Origin of the sequence: Nocardia sp. CA-290969 (assembly GCF_050936135.1) — a bacterium.
In the GTDB taxonomy this organism is placed as follows: domain Bacteria; phylum Actinomycetota; class Actinomycetes; order Mycobacteriales; family Mycobacteriaceae; genus Nocardia.
This window is the reverse complement of sequence record NZ_JBNJNJ010000001.1, coordinates 3,169,527-3,186,334: the sequence shown is the minus strand read 5'-3', so window position 1 is coordinate 3,186,334 and position 16,808 is coordinate 3,169,527. Positions and strand designations below refer to the sequence as shown.

The following is a 16,808-nucleotide window of genomic DNA, read 5'->3' as shown; positions in this document are numbered from 1 at the left end:
GGTGCCGCTACCGGAACCGCGCTGCCGCGAGTGCCCCGACCTCCGAGATCGCCGCGCGCGCCCGGGCCACCGACGGGGCCTGCATGGCGAAGCCGTGGCCCATGCCCGGATAGCGCAACTGGGCGGTGGGGACGCCGGCCGCGCGGAGCCGGTCGCCGTAGGCCTCCACGGCGTCGCGTAGCGGGTCGCCGTAGCCGACGGCGAGGATCGCCGGGGGGAGGCCGGCGAGGGAGTCGGCCAGTGCCGGGACACCGTAGGCGTCGTCGGACGCCGGGTCGTCGCCGAGGTAGAGGTTCTTCATCCAGTCGATATCCGCTGCGGTGAGGAACGGGGAATCGCCGAACTCGCGCATGGAGGGGCGGTCGGTGCGGCGTTCGATACCGGGATAGAACAACACCTGCTGGGCGATGGCCGGGCCGTTCTCGTCGCGGCTGCGCAGGGTGGTCGCGGTGGCGAGGCTGCCGCCGGCGCTGTCACCGCCGACGCCGATCCGGGCGGGATCCACACCCCAGCCGGCGGCGTTGTCGGTGAGCCACAGCAGGGCAGCGTAGGCCTCGTCGTTGGCGACGGGGTAGCGGTGCTCGGGAGCGAGGCGGTAGTCGACATTGCAGACGACGGCGCCGGTGGCGTCGGCGATATCGCGGGCCAGGCGATCGAAAGAGCGCAGTGACCCCATGATCATGCCGCCGCCGTGAAACCAGACCAGGGCCGGTGAGTTCTCCTGCGGGGCGGCGGCCGGCCGGTAGATACGTACCGGGATCGGGCCGTGCGGGCCGGCGACGGTGGCGTCGCGCACCGACCGCATCTGCGGTCCGGCCGGACGTTCGATCGATTCGAGCGCCCGGCGGGCGGCCTCGACGCCGAGCCGGTGCAGCGGGCCGGTCCGGTTGGCCTGTGCCTGTTCGACGAGTACGGCCACATCCGGATCCCAGATCGCCGGTGGCGCGACGGTGTTGTCGGTGGGTGTGGCCATGGTGTTCTCCTAGGTGTCGGCAGGGTCGGGCGGCCTGGTGGCGCGCAGCATCGTCCCGGTGCTGGTTTCACCGCCCTGGCGGTGCAGATTCATCAGTTCGTCGAGGCGGTCGTTGTCGTATTCGGCGAGCGCCTCGATCATCTGGTCGTGTTCGGCGAGGACGCGGGCCCGGGCGGCCGGGTCGTACAGGTAGGTCGCGTGATACGGCATCGCCAGTGTCCACAATCGCCGAACCTCGCCGACCACCAGATTCAGCGGGGACTGTTCGAAGATGGCGAAGTGGAAGGCGTGGTTGCGCAGCCGCATCTCCAGCAGATCGCCGCGTTCGGCGGCCTCGGCCACCAGCTCGCCGAGCCGCCTGATCTCGCCCAGCACCTCGTCGGTGAACCGGGGCAGCGTGGCGATGATCTCCCGTTCGAGCGCGGCCCGCATCAGATAGATCTGGTCGAAATCCGATTGCCGCAGCCGCGCGACGGTGTATCCCACATTGTGTTCGTGGTCGACCAGACCGGCGGCGGCGAGCTGGCGTAGTGCCTCCCGGATGGGGAGGCGGCTGACGCCGAGGCGTTCGGCCATCAGCACTTGGCGGATCGGCTGCCCGGGCAGCAGTTCACCGGTGACGATGAGTCGTTCGATCTCCTCGACGACCCGTGCCGCCGCTCGTTCGCCGTCGCGCCCGCGGTCTGCGGGCGCGGAGTCTGCGCTGGGTCTGCTCACGGGTTCCCGAAGATACCAGCCGCGCGCAGTTCCGCGATGCGATCGGCGCCGTATCCCATCGCGGTGAGGACGGCGGTGGTGTCGGAGCCCAGGGGGACCGCGGGGCGTGGGCGGCGGTGCCCGGATCGGCCCAGGGCGATCGGGACACCGATACCTCGGTAATCGTCGTCGTCGATGAACAGGCCGCGATGTCGTACCTGTGCGGACTGCAACGCTTCGTCGACGGTGTGCACCGGGCTCGCGGGTACGCCGGCTTCTTCGAGGCGGCGCCCCAGATCCTCGCGCGAGTATCGGGCGATACGCTCACCCAGCAGCGCGACGAGTTCTTCTCGGTGGGCGTAGCGATCGCCGTTGGAGACGAACCGGGGATCGTCGGCGAGTCCGGAAAGCCCGAGAGTTTCGGTGAGCGAACGGAATTGCCGGTTGTTGGCCGCGCTGACGAAGAAATCGCCGTCGGCGGCCCGGAACACCTGGTACGGCGCCACCGTCGGATGGAAATCTCCGGTCCGCTGCGGCACTTTGCCGCCGGCCATCCAGTTGGCCGCATGCGGGTGCAGGATGGAAATAACAGAGTCGAGCAGCGTGATATCGATCAGCTGACCCTGCCCGCTGCGGCCGCGCTCCAGCATCGCCAGCAGGATACCGCTGACCGCCATATTGGCGGCGACGATATCGACGATGGGGACCCCGACCCGCAGTGGGTTGCCGTCGGGATAGCCGTTGACGCTCATCAGGCCGCCGAAGGACTGGAGCACGGCGTCGTAGCCGGGTAATCCCCCCATCGGACCGTCCACGCCGAAACCGGTGATCCGGCAGTAGATCATCGCGGGATGGCGTTCGCTGAGCACGGATTCGTAGTCGAAACCCCAGCGCGCCATGGTGCCCGCCTTGAAGTTCTCTATCACGATATCGGCGCCCGCCAGCAGGTGCGCGAGGATCTCCCGGCCGGCGTCGGTTCGCAGGTCCAGGCTGATGTTGTCCTTGCTGTGGTTGAGGCTCGCATAGTAAGCACTGCTCGCACCGGATTCGAGGAAAGGCGGACCCCAGCCGCGGGTTTCGTCGCCGGTGGGAGCCTCCACCTTGATGACCTCGGCGCCGTGATCGGCAAGGATCTGGGCGGTGTAGGGACCGGCGAGTACGCGGCTCAGGTCCAGAACCCGGACCCCGGTGAGCACACCGTTGCCGGTGGCGGTGTCCGCGGCCCGCCATGCGGCGCGACCGTCGATGGCGGGCGTGGCGGGATGGTGTTCGGTCTGGGTTGTGACGGTCATCGATTGTTCCCTCCGGTCGCCGCACCGGTCGTTTCGTCATCGAAGCCGGTCACGAGATCCCAGACGTCGGCTCCGCCGTCGAGGATCCGGCCGGCGAGGACACCGGCCCAGTAGCGCTCCGAGCCGTACCGCTCCCGCCAGGCCAGCAGGGCGGTGGTGGATCGGCCGAGCGGATGTTCGGCGGTGAAGCCGATGGCGCCGTGGAGCTGGTGGCCCGCGGCGGCGATCTCCCGAGCAGAGGAGGAGGTCACCACTTTCGCGGCGGCGACGGCGGTCCGGGCCCTGTCGGTGCTTGTGCCGGCGTTCTCGGCCACGGCGGTTTCGGTGGCCGTTTCCATGAGGCCGGTGAGTGCGGCCATCCCGGCGAGCCGTTGCTGCACGGCCTGGAACTTGCTCAGCGGACGGCCGAATTGGGTGCGTTGTCCCGCGTATTCGACCGTCCGGTCGCAGACCGCGCGCGCTGCGGCGGCGAGCGCGACCGCGTAGGCAAGCGCGCCCCGTTCCCGGAGTTCGGTTTCGCCGGTGGCGGATACGGCATACGACTCGACCGCGGCGGCATCGAAGTCGTAGTCGGTCATGGCGGCACCGAGGAGATCGGTGCCGGGCCGGGCGCTCACACCGGCACCGGTGGGGGAGAGGACCGCGACCGCCGGGCCGCGGTCCGCAGCGACCGGGTCGAGCAGGATGACCAGGCGATCGGCGTCGGCTCCGTGCACCACCGCCCGCGCCGAACCGTGCAGAACACGCCCGCCGTCTCCGGTTTCGCGGACCCCGGCACCGGGCTCCGCGTGGCCGATCGTCGCAGTGTGGGTGCCGAGAGTGATACCGCAGCGCGCCGCGAGCCAGCCGGCGAGCACCGTGTGCTCGATGAGCATGGTCAGGGCACCGCCGGTGACCACGGCCGAGACCACGGCCAATGCCTCGGCGAGAGTGCCACCGCTGCCGTCGTGGTCCTCGGGGATACCGATCCCGGTGAACCCCGCCTCGGTGAGTGCAGACCAGACGGCACTGTCGATACCCGTGGCGGGAGTAGTGGTGTCGACACCTGCCCGCTCGATCATCGCCCGGGCCGCCGAGCGTAGTTCGGAATCCTGGCCTGTCATCGCAATCCCATTCCGCGAGCGACGATTCCGCGAAGGATCTCGTTCGTCCCGCCCCGTAGTGTGAATGCCGGAACATGCAGCATGCTGTTGGCCAGCAGGCGGGCGAACGGATCGCCGCCGGAGCGCCGGGGATCGGTACCGCAGGCCGCCCGCACCGCCTCCACGAGATCGCCTTCGAACGCCGAGCCGAGGTCTTTCACCATCGCCGCCCGCACATCGGGCCGGCGGCCCGCGGCCAGTTCCGCGGCCACCGACAGCGACATCCGGCGCAACGCCCACGCCCGTGCCGTGAGCGCACCGAGGGTGACCCGCTGTTCCTCGGTCGCACCCGAACGGCGTAGTTCGTCGGCCCAGGCGCGTAGCAGGGGCATCGTGGACAGATAGCGCTCGGGGCCCGAGCGTTCGAAGGCGAGCTCGCTCATCACCTGTGCCCAGCCCGCACCGCGCCGGCCCAGTAGCGCCTCCGGCCCGACATGCGCGTCGTGGAAGATCACCTCGTTGAAATGCGCCTCACCGTCGATACTGCGCAGTGGCCGCACCTCGATATCGGGGTGGGACAGATCCACCAGGAACTGGGAGAGCCCGGTCTGCCGGTCGACGGCTTCGCCGTCACTGCGGGCGAGCAGCACCATGGCATGTGCCATATGTGCGCCCGTGGTCCACACCTTGGTGCCGCTGATGGTCCAGGAGCCGTCGTCGTGGGCCACGGCCCGGGTACGGACGGCGGCGAGATCCGAGCCGGCGTCGGGTTCACTCATTCCGATCGCGAAGAACAGCGTCCCGGCGGCTATTCCGGGAAGATAACGCTGCTTCTGTTCCTCGGTCCCGTTGGCGAGGATGCCCGGAGCCATCTGCCGGTCCGAGATCCAGTGCGCGGCAACGGGTGCGCCGTGCGCGAGCAGTTCTTCGGTGACCACGAAACGTTCGACCGGGGACCGGCCGTGGCCACCGTATGCCGTCGGCAGCGTCATCCCGAGCCAGCCTCGCTGTCCGAGCCGGGCACTGAATTCGGGATCGAATCCGCTCATCCAATTGTCCACGGCCGGAACGAAAGTCCCTGCCTCGAGCTGTTCCTTCAGAAACGCGCGGACCTCGGTCCGCAAGGTATGCAGATCCGCGCTCTCGGTCACCGGCGTACCGGCTTCGGCGGCGGTCGTCGTCATCGGGCCGGGCCCCGCGAGGACCAGGACGCCTGGCCTTTACGCGACATCGACCACATCTGCACACCACGCTCGATCTCGAGCGCCGACGACCAGCTCACCGCCGGTGGCCCGAGCTCCAGGCGAGCACTGGTCATGATCCGCCGGCTGAGTTCGGGATCGGCGGCAGGAGTCGTGGTCAGTTCGGTGATGAGCGAATCGAGATCCGCTTCGGGGGCAGCGGCGTAAGCGAGGCCGCAGTCGACGGCCTCGGCGCCGGTCATGGGGCGCCCGCAGGCGGCGAGCGCCACGGTGCGTGACCAGCCGACCGCGCGACCGAGCAGCGACAGGTGGCCGCCGCCCGGATGAATGTTGCGGGCGAGGAATCCGCTGTCGAGTACCGACTCCGGGGTCACCACCATGATGTCGGCGGCCAGGGCCAGGTTCATTCCGGCGCCGACGGCGCCGCCGACGACCCTGGCGATGGTGGGAACCGGCAGGGACCCGACGCGTACGAAGGCGCCGTAGACCGCCGAGGTCCGTCGGACTGCCTCGGGTGAGGCCGGATCGGCGGAGGAGGTCGCGAGGTCCCGGGTATCCGCACCGCTGCAGAAGTACGCGCCGGCGGAGCGCACGACGACAGCGCCGATAGCGGGGTCACTTTCCACCTGATCGCAGAATTCGCCGATGAGGGCGGCCATCTCCAGCGTGATCGCATTCTTGCGGCGGGGGTTGTTGAGGGTCAGCTGCGCAACGCCATCAGCGAGCTCGGTCAGAACCGAGGCCTCTGGCAGAGCGCCGACCGAATCGTCTGGCGTCATGGAACAGACCGTAGCAGATTGGATCCAAAATAAAATCCAATATTGATTGACAATCCGTGGTGCTCGCCCGGAGAGTGGCAGCAGCGAAGAGCGTCCCCGGGCTCTCCGGGTGGCGGGTAGAGAGGAGCACTCGTGTTCGAGCTGAATGGGCGGACAGCCCTGGTATCCGGGGCCGGTCAGAGCGTGGGCGAGGGGATCGCGACCGTGCTCGCGCGCCAGGGAGCCACGGTGATCGTGAACGATCTCTTCACCGAGCGGGCCGAGCGAGTGGCCGCGAAAATCGTCGCCGAGGGCAACCAGGCGATCGCGAAGGCGTTCGACGTCACCGACTACGCGGCGACCCTTGCGGCTGTCCGCGCCGCCGAGTCCGAACTCGGGGGGAAGGTGAACATCCTGGTGAACAACGCCGGCATCGCGGAGGCGCGGGCCAGCAAGCCGTTCCGCGAACTCGATCCCGAGCAGTGGCCGCCATCGATCGACCTCAACATCTACGGCGCGATGAATTGCATCAAAGCGGTGCTCGACGGGATGTGTGAGGCCGGCTGGGGCCGGGTCGTGCAGATCTCATCGGGCTCAGCGCGGACCGGACAGAACATCAATGTCTCGATGTACGCCACCGGCAAGAGCGGTATCGAGGGATTCATCCGGCACCTGGCGGCGGAGACCGGCCGGTACGGGGTGACCGCGAATATCGTCGCACTCGGACACCAGGCCAACCTGGCGGACAAGATGCCCCCGGAGATGATCGACCAGATCATCTCGACCATACCGATCGGCCGGCTCGGCGATCCGATCGAGGTCGGCGCTTTCTGCGCGTATCTGGCCTCCGACGAATCCGGCGGGATGACCGGCCAGACCCTGGACTTCAACGGCGGGTCGCAGACCCGATGAGCGGCGAACCGGCACCCGCCGCTACAACCTTGTCGCTCAGCGCCCTCCGGGTCACCGACCTCGCGAAATCGACGGAGTTCTACACGGCGGGGTGTGGATTCGAGGTGGAGCGCGAGTTCGCCACGGCTCGCTTCGACGCGGTGATCCTGCGCGCCGGTCCGGCCGGTATCGAGCTGATCGCACCACGCGATGAGCCGGAGCCCCCGCAGCTCGGCAACATGTTCGTCAAGCTGGTCCTCAACACCGCGGACGTTCCCGGGCTCCTGGCCCGCGCCTGCCGGTACGGCGGTACCGAGGAGACCCCCGCGACGGTACTCCCGGAATTCGGTGGGATCACCATCGCGATACTCCGCGACCCCGACGGTTACCGTATCGAATTGGTCGGGCGGCCGGTCGAATCGGTGTGACCACTGAGCGGGAGCCGCCCCGCTCGCGGCCGCACCACTCCCTTAATGTCGCGGCGTCTCACCCGGAACGGATACAGGGAGTGCAGTCGACGATGACCTGGGACAAAACCTATGACGTAGTAGTGGTGGGCTCCGGCGGCGCCGCGCTCGCCGGAGCGCTGGCCGCGGCCCACCGCGGTCTGTCGACCTGCGTGCTCGAGAAATCCGACCGCTTCGGCGGGACCTCGGCCTATTCGGGCGGCAGCGTTTGGCTGCCGGGTAACCACGTCTTGACCCGGCAGGGCGTGGACGACTCCGTCGAGAAGGGGTCGACCTACTTCCGTGGCGTGGTCGGCGACCGGACGCGGCCGGAGGTGCAGCAGGCATACCTGGAAACCGGTCCGGTGGTCGCCGACTTCCTCGAGAACACCGTGGGTATCCCGCTGGACCACCGGCCGTTCCCGGACTACTTCGACGCACCGGGGCGCAGCGATAACGGCCGCAGTATTTTCGCCGGACCCATCGCTGCCGACGAGGTCGGCGACCGGTTGTCCGATGTACGGCCGACGGTGGCCGCCGACCAGTTCGGCGCCACCGTCGACCGGTCCACGCTGGACGGCGGTCAAGCCTGGATCGCCCGGATGGTGCTCGCGCTGGACGCGACCGGCCGCGCCGATCTGCTGTTGTCGACCGGTGCCGGCAGCCTGGCGCAGGACGAATCCGGGGCGGTGACGGGTGTGGTGGCCACCGCGCCCGACGGCACGGAAACGCGGATCCGGGCTCGCGCGGGGGTCCTGCTCGCCGCGGGCGGATTCGAGCGTTCGGCGGAGTTGCGTAAACGCTGGCAGAACATGCCGACCGCCGACTGGTCGTCATCGCATCCCGGCACCGGGTCCGGGGACGCGGTCGCGATGCTGGAAACCGTGGGTGCCGCGCTCGACCTGCTGGATCAGTCGTGGTGGTGCCCCGCGACTCTGTTCCCCAACGGGCACGCCGCCTTCACCCTCGGCATACGTTCCGGGATCATCGTCGACGGGAACGGCCGCCGGTTCGCCAACGAGATGCTGCCCTACGACCAGCTGGGGCGCGCGATGCGCGCGCAGATGGCGGCCGGCAGCGAGGAATTCTGGTTCGTCTTCGACGACAGCTCCGGTGACCGGCTCCCGGCCATCTGCGTCCCCGAACCCGACTGCGCCGAGATGACGGCAGCCGGCCTGTGGCATACCGCCGAGACCGTCGCGGACCTGGCCCGGTCGCTGGATATCGATGCGGCCGCATTGGCGGCGACGGTCGGCCGATTCAACGAACTGGCCGAGCGTGGTGCGGACGAGGACTTCCACCGTGGTGAGGATCCGTTCGGCCGATTCTTCGTCGGTGCGAGCGAACCGGCGCAATGCCTGCGGCCGCTCGGCGGTGCTCGGCTGCACGCGGTGCGGCTGGTCCTCGGTGATCTCGGCACCAAGGGCGGCGCGGTGATCGATCATGACGGTGCGGTGCAGCGACCGGACGGCTCGGCGATCACCGGGCTGTACGCGGCCGGCAACTCCTCTGCTTCGATCTCCGGTGAGGTCTACCCCGGCCCCGGCGTACCGCTGGGCTCCGGGATGGTGATGGCCTACCGGGCGGTGGCCGATATGGCAGCGCGTCTCGGTGAGAAAAAGGTTGTAGCGACCTCCTGACCCGGAGAATCCGACTGCGGGCCGCGGCACCGAATCGGTGCCGCGGCCCTGGCCGTTCCAGAAGTTCCGCCGCCCGCACGGTCGGGACAGTCGGCACGAGGCCGTCCTCGTACCCGGAGCAGCTGGTGCCGCCGGGGGCTAGTGGGACGCGAGGTCCGCCGCCACGCACCGATCCCAGATCTCGCGGGCCGCCACCCGCACCTGACCTACCAGCGTGCGGTAGTCGAGCGTGGTGACCGGTGCGCACACGGATATCCCGGCCAGGTTTCCGTAGATGTGGTCGGGCGGCCCCAGGGAGACACCCACACAACCGAGGCCGGCGAACGCCTCGCCACGATCGAACGCCGCGCCCCGGTCGCGGACTGCCGCCAGATCGTCGGCGAGCTGGGCTTCGCTCGTCACGCTCTGCGGAGTGTGCCGTACCAGCGTGCCGTCGGCGGTCCGCCGGAGCTCATCGAAGACCGGTCGCCGGCCCGACTGATCGGCGAAGGCCAGCTGTGCCTTACCCACCGCGGTCAGGTGCGCGGGTACCCGCTGTCCGACAGCAGTCGGGGTGGGACCGGACGAGCGACCGTTGACCTTGGCCAGGTAGACGGCATCGCCGCGACTGACAACAGCGAGCTGGATGGTCAGTCCGGTGCGATGCGCGAACGCCTGCATGATCGGCCGCGCGCCGTGCAACAGGCGGTTTTGATTCAGCGCGGCCTGGCCCATCTCGTAGGCCTTGACTCCCAGTTCGTAGGTCTGTTCGGGGGACCGTGCGAGCCAGCCCGTGTTCGTGAGCTGCTCGAGCAGTCGATGGACCGACGAGCGGGGCAGGCCGGTGCGTGCGGTGACCTGGGCGAGGGTGAGGGGCCCGGCCCCGTTGAAAGTCTCCAGAACCAGGGATATCCGCTCGACCACCGATACCGGCACCCCGGCAGGGCTTGACGTTCTCATTCGGCCTCCCAGCACGCATCACAACTCTGTGACAGGAATCACGGTACTACCGCGTGTGTGTGCTACTCAAAGGACCGTGTCCGGCGTCGCCACCGACGATGGCATCTCACACCCTGCGTTGCCGAGCGAGTCTCCCGATCAGCGAGACGTCTGCCCGAACCGCCGGGATCCGGACCGTAGCCTGCCGGAGACCCGAACCCGCCCATGACGCCGCGGACGGGATACGAGTGATCAGGAGAGCGGATGCCCACGAAGACCGGTGCCGACCCGACGGTGCAGACCGATGCCGCCGCGACGGAGTCGCGTGCACGCCGCGTCCGAGTGGTCGAGGTGATCGAGGAGACCGCGGACGCCCGATCGTTTGTTGTCGAGCCCGGTCGCGGGGACGCGGGGTCCTTCGACTACCGGCCCGGCCAGTTCCTGACCGTCCGTGTGCCGGATATCGGCAGTGGATCCGGCCGCTGCTATTCACTGTCGAGTTCGCCGCATACCGATATCCCGCTGAAATTCACGGTCAAACGGGTCGCGGGTGGGCACGGCTCCAATTGGCTCTGCGATTCGGTATCGGCGGGTGACGAACTCGAGGTGTTACCGCCGGCGGGTACGTTCACGCCGGGTTCGCTCGACGACCCGGTGGTACTGGTGGCGGGCGGTAGCGGTATCACTCCGGTGATCGCCATCGCGAAGTCCATCCTGTTCGGCGGTACGGGCGATGTCGTGCTGGTCTATGCGAACCGGGACGAGGCGGCGGTGATCTTCGCCGAGGAGCTGCGGATGCTGGAATCGCGATTCGGTGACCGGTTCCACGTCGTGCACGTGCTCGAATCGGTGCAGGGCTACCCCAGTCGTCGCCTGCTGTCCACGCTGCTCGCGCCGCACACGGAAAGGGCTGTGTACATCTGTGGCCCGGGCCCTCTCATGGATCTCGCCGCCCAGGTGTGTTCGGAGGTGGGGTTTCCGGCAGCTCGCGTCCATTCGGAGCGCTTCCTCTCACTGCGCAGAGACCCGTTCGCCGACGAGTCGGACCCGGCAGGCGACGATCCGGCGGACACCGGGGAGGTCGTCTGCCGGGTGCGGGTCTCCCTCGACGGCGCCGACCATCAGGTGCCGTGGACAGCCGGCCGCAAACTTCTCGACGCGCTCCTCGACGCCGGTCTCGAAGCTCCTTATTCGTGCCGGGAAGGCGCCTGCAGTGCCTGCGTCTGCTCGCTGAAGACGGGCCGGGTGAACCTGGCGCACAACGAGATCCTCACCGCGGACGATCTCGCCGAGGGCTACATCCTGGCGTGTCAGGCCGAGCCGGTGAGCGACGAGATCACGATCGAGTACTGAGTTCGGGCACACGTTGGCGCGAGCACAGAAGTGCTGCCGGAAAGCCCTTCTTTTTGTGCGCGGTTTGTCCGCGCTGCCGTGCGTGTCCGGCTCGGCCGGAAAAAGATCCCACTCAGCAGGAGATCCGCGTCACACCGGGTCCTCGGCTGCGAAGGTGGACACACTGCGACGAGTTTCGCGGTCGCAATCATTTGACCAGGAGGTATCGTGAATCCCACGACCGACACCGGCAAAGAGGTCCGTGTCATCGACACCGGCGCGCCGCCCGCGCGTTACGCGCGGGGCTGGCACTGCCTGGGTCTGACCCGTGATTTCGCAGATGGCCGACCCCACCAGATCGCCGCGTTCGGTACCGAACTCGTCGTCTTCCGCGGCGAGGACGGGAAGATCAACGTCCTCAACGCGTTCTGCCCGCATATGGGTGGCAATCTCGCCCACGGCACGGTGAAGGGCAACGATATCGCCTGTCCCTTCCACGACTGGCGGTGGCGCGGGGACGGCAAATGCGCCGCCATCCCGTATGCCCGCCGCGTTCCCCCGCTTGCCCGGACCAAGGCATGGCCGACCATGGAGGTCAGCGGGCAACTGTTCGTCTGGAACGATCCGCAGGGGAGTAAGCCGCCTGCCGAGCTGGCGATTCCGGCGATCCCCACCTACGGCGATCCCGGGTGGACGGACTGGGTGTGGAATTCGATCGAGGTCGAGGGTTCGCACTGCCGCGAGATCGTGGACAACGTCGTCGATATGGCGCATTTCTTCTACGTCCACTACGGCATGCCGACCTATTTCCGCAACGTCTTCGAGGGGCATACCGCGACCCAGATCATGCGGTCGCTGCCGCGTGCCGATGCGGTCGGGGTGAGTACCAGTACGAACTACAGCACCGAAAGCCAGTCGGACGCTACGTATTTCGGACCTTCCTACATGGTGGACAAGCTCTGGAGCGGCGGCCGTGCCGGTGCCGGTGAGCCGAATATCTACCTGATCAACTGCCATTACCCGATCACCCCGACCTCGTTCCGGCTGCAGTACGGGGTCATGGTCGAGAAGCCGACCGGAATGGACGACGCCGCGGCCGAGCAGGTCGCCGCCGCCGTGGCGCAGGGCGTCGCCATCGGCTTCGAACAGGACGTCGAGATCTGGAAGAACAAATCGCGGATCGACAATCCGCTGCTGTGCGAGGAAGACGGCCCGGTGTACCAGCTGCGCCGTTGGTACGAACAGTTCTACGTCGATGTCGAGGACATCAAGCCGGAGATGGTCAACCGGTTCGAGTTCGAGATCGATACCGAACGCGCCCTGCAGAACTGGCAGGCCGAGGTCGACGCCAACCTGGCAGCCGGGCGCAGCGCCATTCCGGCGCACCGTCAGGCCGCGTCCGCGACCTCCTGACCATCCCTTCATCCCTTCAGTAACCCGGACCAGGAGTCCCGATGTCCTACGAAGTACTCGACAAGATCGTCGCCCTCGCCGACGAGCTCCGGGCCGGCGCCGAGGAGGGGGATTCCCTCGGCCGCCTGCCCGACGATATGGCCAAAGGCCTCAAGGATGCCGGGATCATCCGGCTGTTGCAGCGTAAGAAGTACAACGGCTACGAAGCGCATCCGCGCGAGTTCGCCGAAACCGTGATGAAGACCGCGAGTTTCTACGGTTCCGCCGGTTGGGTCGGCGGCATCGTGGGTGTGCATCCGTGGCAGCTCGCCTTCGCCGACCCCAAGGTGCAGGAAGAGATTCTCGGCACCGACAGCGATACCTGGCAGGCCTCGCCGTATATGCCCGGCGGGGTCGCGGTGCCGGCCGACGGCGGCTATGTGATGAACGGCCGCTGGCAGTTCTCGTCGGGCACCGACCACTGCGACTGGATCTTCCTCGGCGCGATGGTGGGCGGCGCGGACGGCAAACCGCTGATGCCGCCGCAGGGGCTGCACGTGATCCTGCCCCGGTCCGATTACGAGATCGTGGCGGATTCCTGGGATGTCGTCGGCCTGCGCGGAACCGGTAGCAAGGACATCATCGTCAAGGACGCCTTCATTCCCGAGTACCGGGTGATGGATTCGGCGAAGGTGATGGACGGGACGGCCGCCAAGGAATACGGCGTCACCGAAACCCTGTACAAGATGCCCTGGTCCACCATGTTTCCGCTGGGTATCACCTCCGCGACCATCGGCATCTGTGAAGGCGTGCTCGCGGCGGGCGTCGACTATCAGCGCAACCGCGTGGGCGCCACCGGCACTCTCGTCAAGGACGATCCGTACGTGCTGCACGCACTCGGGGAGGCGGCGTCGGAGATCGACGCGGCCCGCCAGCAACTGCTGGCCAATGTCGACCGCATCTTCGACCTGGTCAACCGGGGCGAGGAGATCGACTTCGAAATGCGTGCCGCGGTGCGCCGGGACCAGGCCCGTGCCGCATGGCGGGCCGTCCGCGCGGCCGACGAGATTTTCGACCGCGCCGGTGGTAACGCGCTGCGGATGGACAACCCGTTGCAGCGGTTCTGGCGGGACGCGCACGCCGGTCTGCACCACGCCATTCACGTCACCAGCACCACCTATCACGCGGCCGCCATGGCGTCGCTCGGTGTAGAGGTCCCGCAGGGGCCGCTGCGCGTGATGATCTGACGACCCGGAAGGAAGACCGACAACGATGACGGAAATCAAAGCGCTCGGCTACGTAAGAGTCCAGGCGACGGATATGGACCGCTGGCGCGAACTCGGTTTCGAGGTGCTGGGTTTCGCTCCGGGCTTCGGCGACGAAACCGACGCCCTGCACTTCCGGATGGACGAGCGGCCTTCGCGTATCACCGTCGAACGCGGTGACGTCGACCGGGTGACCGCGGTCGGCTGGGAGGTCCGGGACGCGCCCGCCCTGCGGCGGCTGACCGCCACGTTGGACGAGGCCGGTTTCGCGTACACGCCGATGTCCCAGGAACTGGCCGACCGGCGCAAGGCGGAGGCCGGTATCTGTATGAAGGATCCCGGCGGCACCCCGCTGGAATTCTTCTACGGGCCGGTGCTCGAGCACAGCCCGGTGATCACCAAGTACGGCCAGAAGTTCATCACGGGCGACCAGGGCCTGGGGCATGTGGTGATGCCGACGACCAACTTCGACGAATCGTTCGCCTTCTACACCGAGACGCTGGGCTTCCTGTCCCGCGGCGCCTTCCGGATGCCTGCGCCGCCGGAAGCGGGACCGCTGCGGATCCGGTTCATGGGTGTCAACCAGCGTCACCACAGCTTGGCGATCATGCCCAGCATGGAGGGTCGCGATCCAGGGCTGATCCATGTGATGGTCGAGGTGGACGAACTCGACGCGGTGGGTCGTGCCTACGACCAGGTGATGGCCCGGGACTTCCCCGTGTCCTCGACACTGGGCCGGCATACGAACGACAAGATGATCTCGTTCTACGTTCGGGTGCCGGGCGGCTGGGATATCGAATACGGCACCGGTGGCCGGCCCGTCGACGAGACCTACTACACGGCCGAGGAGATCACCGCCGACAGCTACTGGGGCCACGAATGGATGTGGGCCCGGGAGATGAAGGAAGCGCAGCGGGCCGCGGAAGCCGGCAACGGGGAACCGGCGCGGGCCTGATATTCAGCGGTGACACACCGGCTGCAGGAGTCGGTGGTGGCCGTAGCAGTGCACAGCCGCACCACAGGTGCGGCTGTGCACGCCGGAAACAGTCGGGCTTCGAATCTCGGCACCTGGCTGCATGGCCATCACCGCCCTGATGGGGGGCGACGCGGGGAATGCGACCGGCGGGTTCTCGCCCCGGCAACGGCAGGACTCGAATTGGTCGACCGCTGGGTGGGAACAAGCGCTCGACTCGTGCCGCAGGGCCCTTACTTTGACTTCGAACACAGGTACCTCAGCGAGGGAAGTGAATGTTGTGACAACCCAGGACAGCGATTTCGACGCCGTCGTCGTCGGTGCCGGGATCTCCGGCCTGTATGCGGTGTACAAGTTCCGCAAGCGCGGGATGCGCGTACACGGCTTCGAATCGGCCGAGGGAGTCGGCGGCACCTGGTATCACAATCGGTACCCCGGTGCCCGGTGTGATGTCGAGAGTATCGACTACTCCTACTCGTTCGACGAAGAGTTGCAGCAGGAATGGACCTGGACCGAACGGTTCGCCACGCAGGAGGAGATCCTGCGCTACCTCGAGCACGTGGCGGATCGCCATGATCTGCGGTCGGCCTACGATTTCCTCACCCGGGTGACCTCGGCTGTCTACGATGAAGCGGCCGGCCGGTGGACCATTACGACCGATACCGGGAAAACCGTGACGGCCCGCTTCTGCATTATGGCGACCGGCGTCCTGTCGGCCACCAACAAACCGGATATCCCCGGCCGCGACATCTTCGCCGGCGAGACCTATCACACCGGTGAATGGCCGCACGAGCCGGTGGAATTCGCCGGGAAGCGAGTTGGCGTCATCGGTACCGGATCCTCCGGTATCCAGGCCATCCCGATCATCGCCGAAGAGGCCGAACAGGTCGTCGTATTCCAGCGCAGCCCCAATTACTCGATTCCCGCGGGTAACCGGCGGCTGTCCGACGAACTCCTGGCCGAGGTGAAGGCCAATTATGCCGAGCGGCGCCGGTTGTCCCGGATCAGCGGTGGCGGTACCCCGAACAGCCCGCATCCCAAGGGCGCGTTGGAGGTCGACGAGGCCGAGCGCCTCCGGGTGTACGACGAATGGTGGCAGCGCGGTGGCTATCTGTTCACCAAGGCATTTCCCGACCAGATGGTCAGCAAGGCCGCCAACGACACCGCGCGCGAATACGTCGAAGCCAAGATCCGGGAGATGGTCGAGGATCCGGAGGTCGCCGATCAACTGATCCCCACCGACCATCCCATCGGTACCAAGCGCATAGTCACCGACACCGGATATTTCCAGACCTACAACCGCGACAACGTGACGCTGGTGAACTTGCGGCGCACCCCGATCACCGAGATCACCGAATCCGGTGTGCGCACCGACGCGGCCTCTTACGAACTGGATATTCTCATTTTCGCGACCGGTTTCGACGCGATGACCGGTTCGCTGGCACGGATCGATATCCGCGGCCGGGAAGGCCGCGAACTGCGCGCCGAATGGTCGGCGGGACCGCGGACCTATCTCGGGCTGGCCGTCGACGGTTTCCCGAATATGTTCATCCTCTCCGGACCCGGCAGCCCCAGTGTGCTCGCGAATATGGTCCTGATGGCCGAGCAGCACGTCGACTGGGTTGCGAACTGTATGGACCATCTGGACGCGCACGGGATCGCCACGATCGAAGCGACCCGGGAAGCGGCCGACGAGTGGGTGGCCGAATGCAACGCCAAAGCCGCGGGCACCCTGTTCCCGTCCGCGAATTCCTGGTACATGGGCGCGAACATTCCCGGTAAACCTCGCGTATTCATGCCCTACATCGGCGGTTTCGGAAACTACAACGCTCGCTGCGCCGAAGTGGCGGAGGCCGGATACAAGGGTTTCGCGCTCGACGGCCGGACGGCCGGCAACTGAGCTTCCACATCGAATACTCCGGCACGAGCGTGCCTTTCCCGTACGACG

15 protein-coding genes are annotated in these 16,808 nt (G+C 67.4%); 8 read left to right on the top strand and 7 right to left on the bottom strand.

The features are described 5' to 3' along the window. Window positions 1-7: 7 nt before the first annotated feature. Genes ACQEVO_RS14360 through ACQEVO_RS14335 form a run of 6 tightly spaced genes read right to left on the bottom strand, consistent with a single transcriptional unit; the run spans window position 8 to window position 6,024 of the window. Entirely contained in the window at window positions 8-973 is a 966-nt protein-coding gene (locus tag ACQEVO_RS14360; RefSeq protein ID WP_432913178.1) for an alpha/beta hydrolase, read from the bottom strand. Between the two features lie 9 nt (window positions 974-982). Further along, window positions 983-1,690 carry a GntR family transcriptional regulator gene (locus ACQEVO_RS14355; RefSeq protein WP_432913176.1) on the bottom strand — a complete coding sequence of 236 codons (708 nt, stop codon included), beginning with the start codon at window positions 1,688-1,690 and terminating at the stop codon, window positions 983-985. Beyond that, the gene (locus ACQEVO_RS14350; protein ID WP_432913174.1) at window positions 1,687-2,961 is read right to left on the bottom strand and encodes a CaiB/BaiF CoA transferase family protein; all 1,275 of its coding nucleotides are present in this window, start codon (window positions 2,959-2,961) and stop codon (window positions 1,687-1,689) included. Before ACQEVO_RS14350 ends, ACQEVO_RS14355 begins: the two co-directional genes overlap by 4 nt. Next, the gene (locus ACQEVO_RS14345) at window positions 2,958-4,064 is read right to left on the bottom strand and encodes an acyl-CoA dehydrogenase family protein (RefSeq protein ID WP_432913172.1); all 1,107 of its coding nucleotides are present in this window, start codon (window positions 4,062-4,064) and stop codon (window positions 2,958-2,960) included. The genes ACQEVO_RS14350 and ACQEVO_RS14345 overlap by 4 nt, the downstream gene beginning before the upstream one ends. After that, a complete protein-coding gene (locus ACQEVO_RS14340) occupies window positions 4,061-5,227 on the bottom strand; it encodes an acyl-CoA dehydrogenase family protein (RefSeq protein WP_432913170.1) in 1,167 nt (388 codons plus the stop codon). Before ACQEVO_RS14340 ends, ACQEVO_RS14345 begins: the two co-directional genes overlap by 4 nt. Further along, window positions 5,224-6,024 (bottom strand): enoyl-CoA hydratase/isomerase family protein, encoded by an 801-nt coding sequence (locus tag ACQEVO_RS14335; protein WP_432913168.1) that lies wholly within the window; start codon window positions 6,022-6,024, stop codon window positions 5,224-5,226. The genes ACQEVO_RS14340 and ACQEVO_RS14335 overlap by 4 nt, the downstream gene beginning before the upstream one ends. A 132-nt stretch (window positions 6,025-6,156) precedes the next feature. Here ACQEVO_RS14335 and ACQEVO_RS14330 point away from each other — a divergent pair, with 132 nt between their 5' ends. The 3 genes from ACQEVO_RS14330 (at window position 6,157) to ACQEVO_RS14320 (ending at window position 8,980) form a co-directional block, all read left to right on the top strand. Beyond that, entirely contained in the window at window positions 6,157-6,915 is a 759-nt protein-coding gene (locus ACQEVO_RS14330) for an SDR family NAD(P)-dependent oxidoreductase (protein ID WP_432913166.1), read from the top strand. Then, entirely contained in the window at window positions 6,912-7,322 is a 411-nt protein-coding gene (locus ACQEVO_RS14325) for a VOC family protein (protein WP_432913164.1), read from the top strand. The genes ACQEVO_RS14330 and ACQEVO_RS14325 overlap by 4 nt, the downstream gene beginning before the upstream one ends. A gap of 92 nt (window positions 7,323-7,414) precedes the next feature. Beyond that, a complete protein-coding gene (locus tag ACQEVO_RS14320; protein WP_432913162.1) occupies window positions 7,415-8,980 on the top strand; it encodes an FAD-binding protein in 1,566 nt (521 codons plus the stop codon). Between the two features lie 138 nt (window positions 8,981-9,118). Here ACQEVO_RS14320 and ACQEVO_RS14315 read toward each other — a convergent pair whose 3' ends face one another. Next, a complete protein-coding gene (locus ACQEVO_RS14315; RefSeq protein WP_432913161.1) occupies window positions 9,119-9,919 on the bottom strand; it encodes an IclR family transcriptional regulator in 801 nt (266 codons plus the stop codon). A 243-nt stretch (window positions 9,920-10,162) separates the two neighbouring features. Between ACQEVO_RS14315 and ACQEVO_RS14310 the strand changes: the two genes are divergently transcribed. From ACQEVO_RS14310 to ACQEVO_RS14290, 5 genes are all read left to right on the top strand, one after another. Next, window positions 10,163-11,251 carry a 2Fe-2S iron-sulfur cluster-binding protein gene (locus tag ACQEVO_RS14310; protein WP_432913159.1) on the top strand — a complete coding sequence of 363 codons (1,089 nt, stop codon included), beginning with the start codon at window positions 10,163-10,165 and terminating at the stop codon, window positions 11,249-11,251. 207 nt (window positions 11,252-11,458) lie between these two features. Continuing rightward, window positions 11,459-12,643, top strand: a complete 1,185-nt coding sequence (locus tag ACQEVO_RS14305) for a Rieske 2Fe-2S domain-containing protein (RefSeq protein ID WP_432913157.1) — start codon at window positions 11,459-11,461, stop codon at window positions 12,641-12,643. A 41-nt stretch (window positions 12,644-12,684) separates the two neighbouring features. Continuing rightward, window positions 12,685-13,869, top strand: a complete 1,185-nt coding sequence (locus tag ACQEVO_RS14300) for an acyl-CoA dehydrogenase family protein (protein WP_432913155.1) — start codon at window positions 12,685-12,687, stop codon at window positions 13,867-13,869. A 25-nt stretch (window positions 13,870-13,894) separates the two neighbouring features. Next, window positions 13,895-14,842, top strand: coding sequence for a VOC family protein (locus tag ACQEVO_RS14295; RefSeq protein WP_432913153.1), 948 nt, complete (start codon window positions 13,895-13,897; stop codon window positions 14,840-14,842). 298 nt (window positions 14,843-15,140) lie between these two features. Further along, a complete protein-coding gene (locus ACQEVO_RS14290; protein ID WP_432913151.1) occupies window positions 15,141-16,760 on the top strand; it encodes a flavin-containing monooxygenase in 1,620 nt (539 codons plus the stop codon). The last annotated feature ends 48 nt before the right edge of the window (window positions 16,761-16,808 follow it).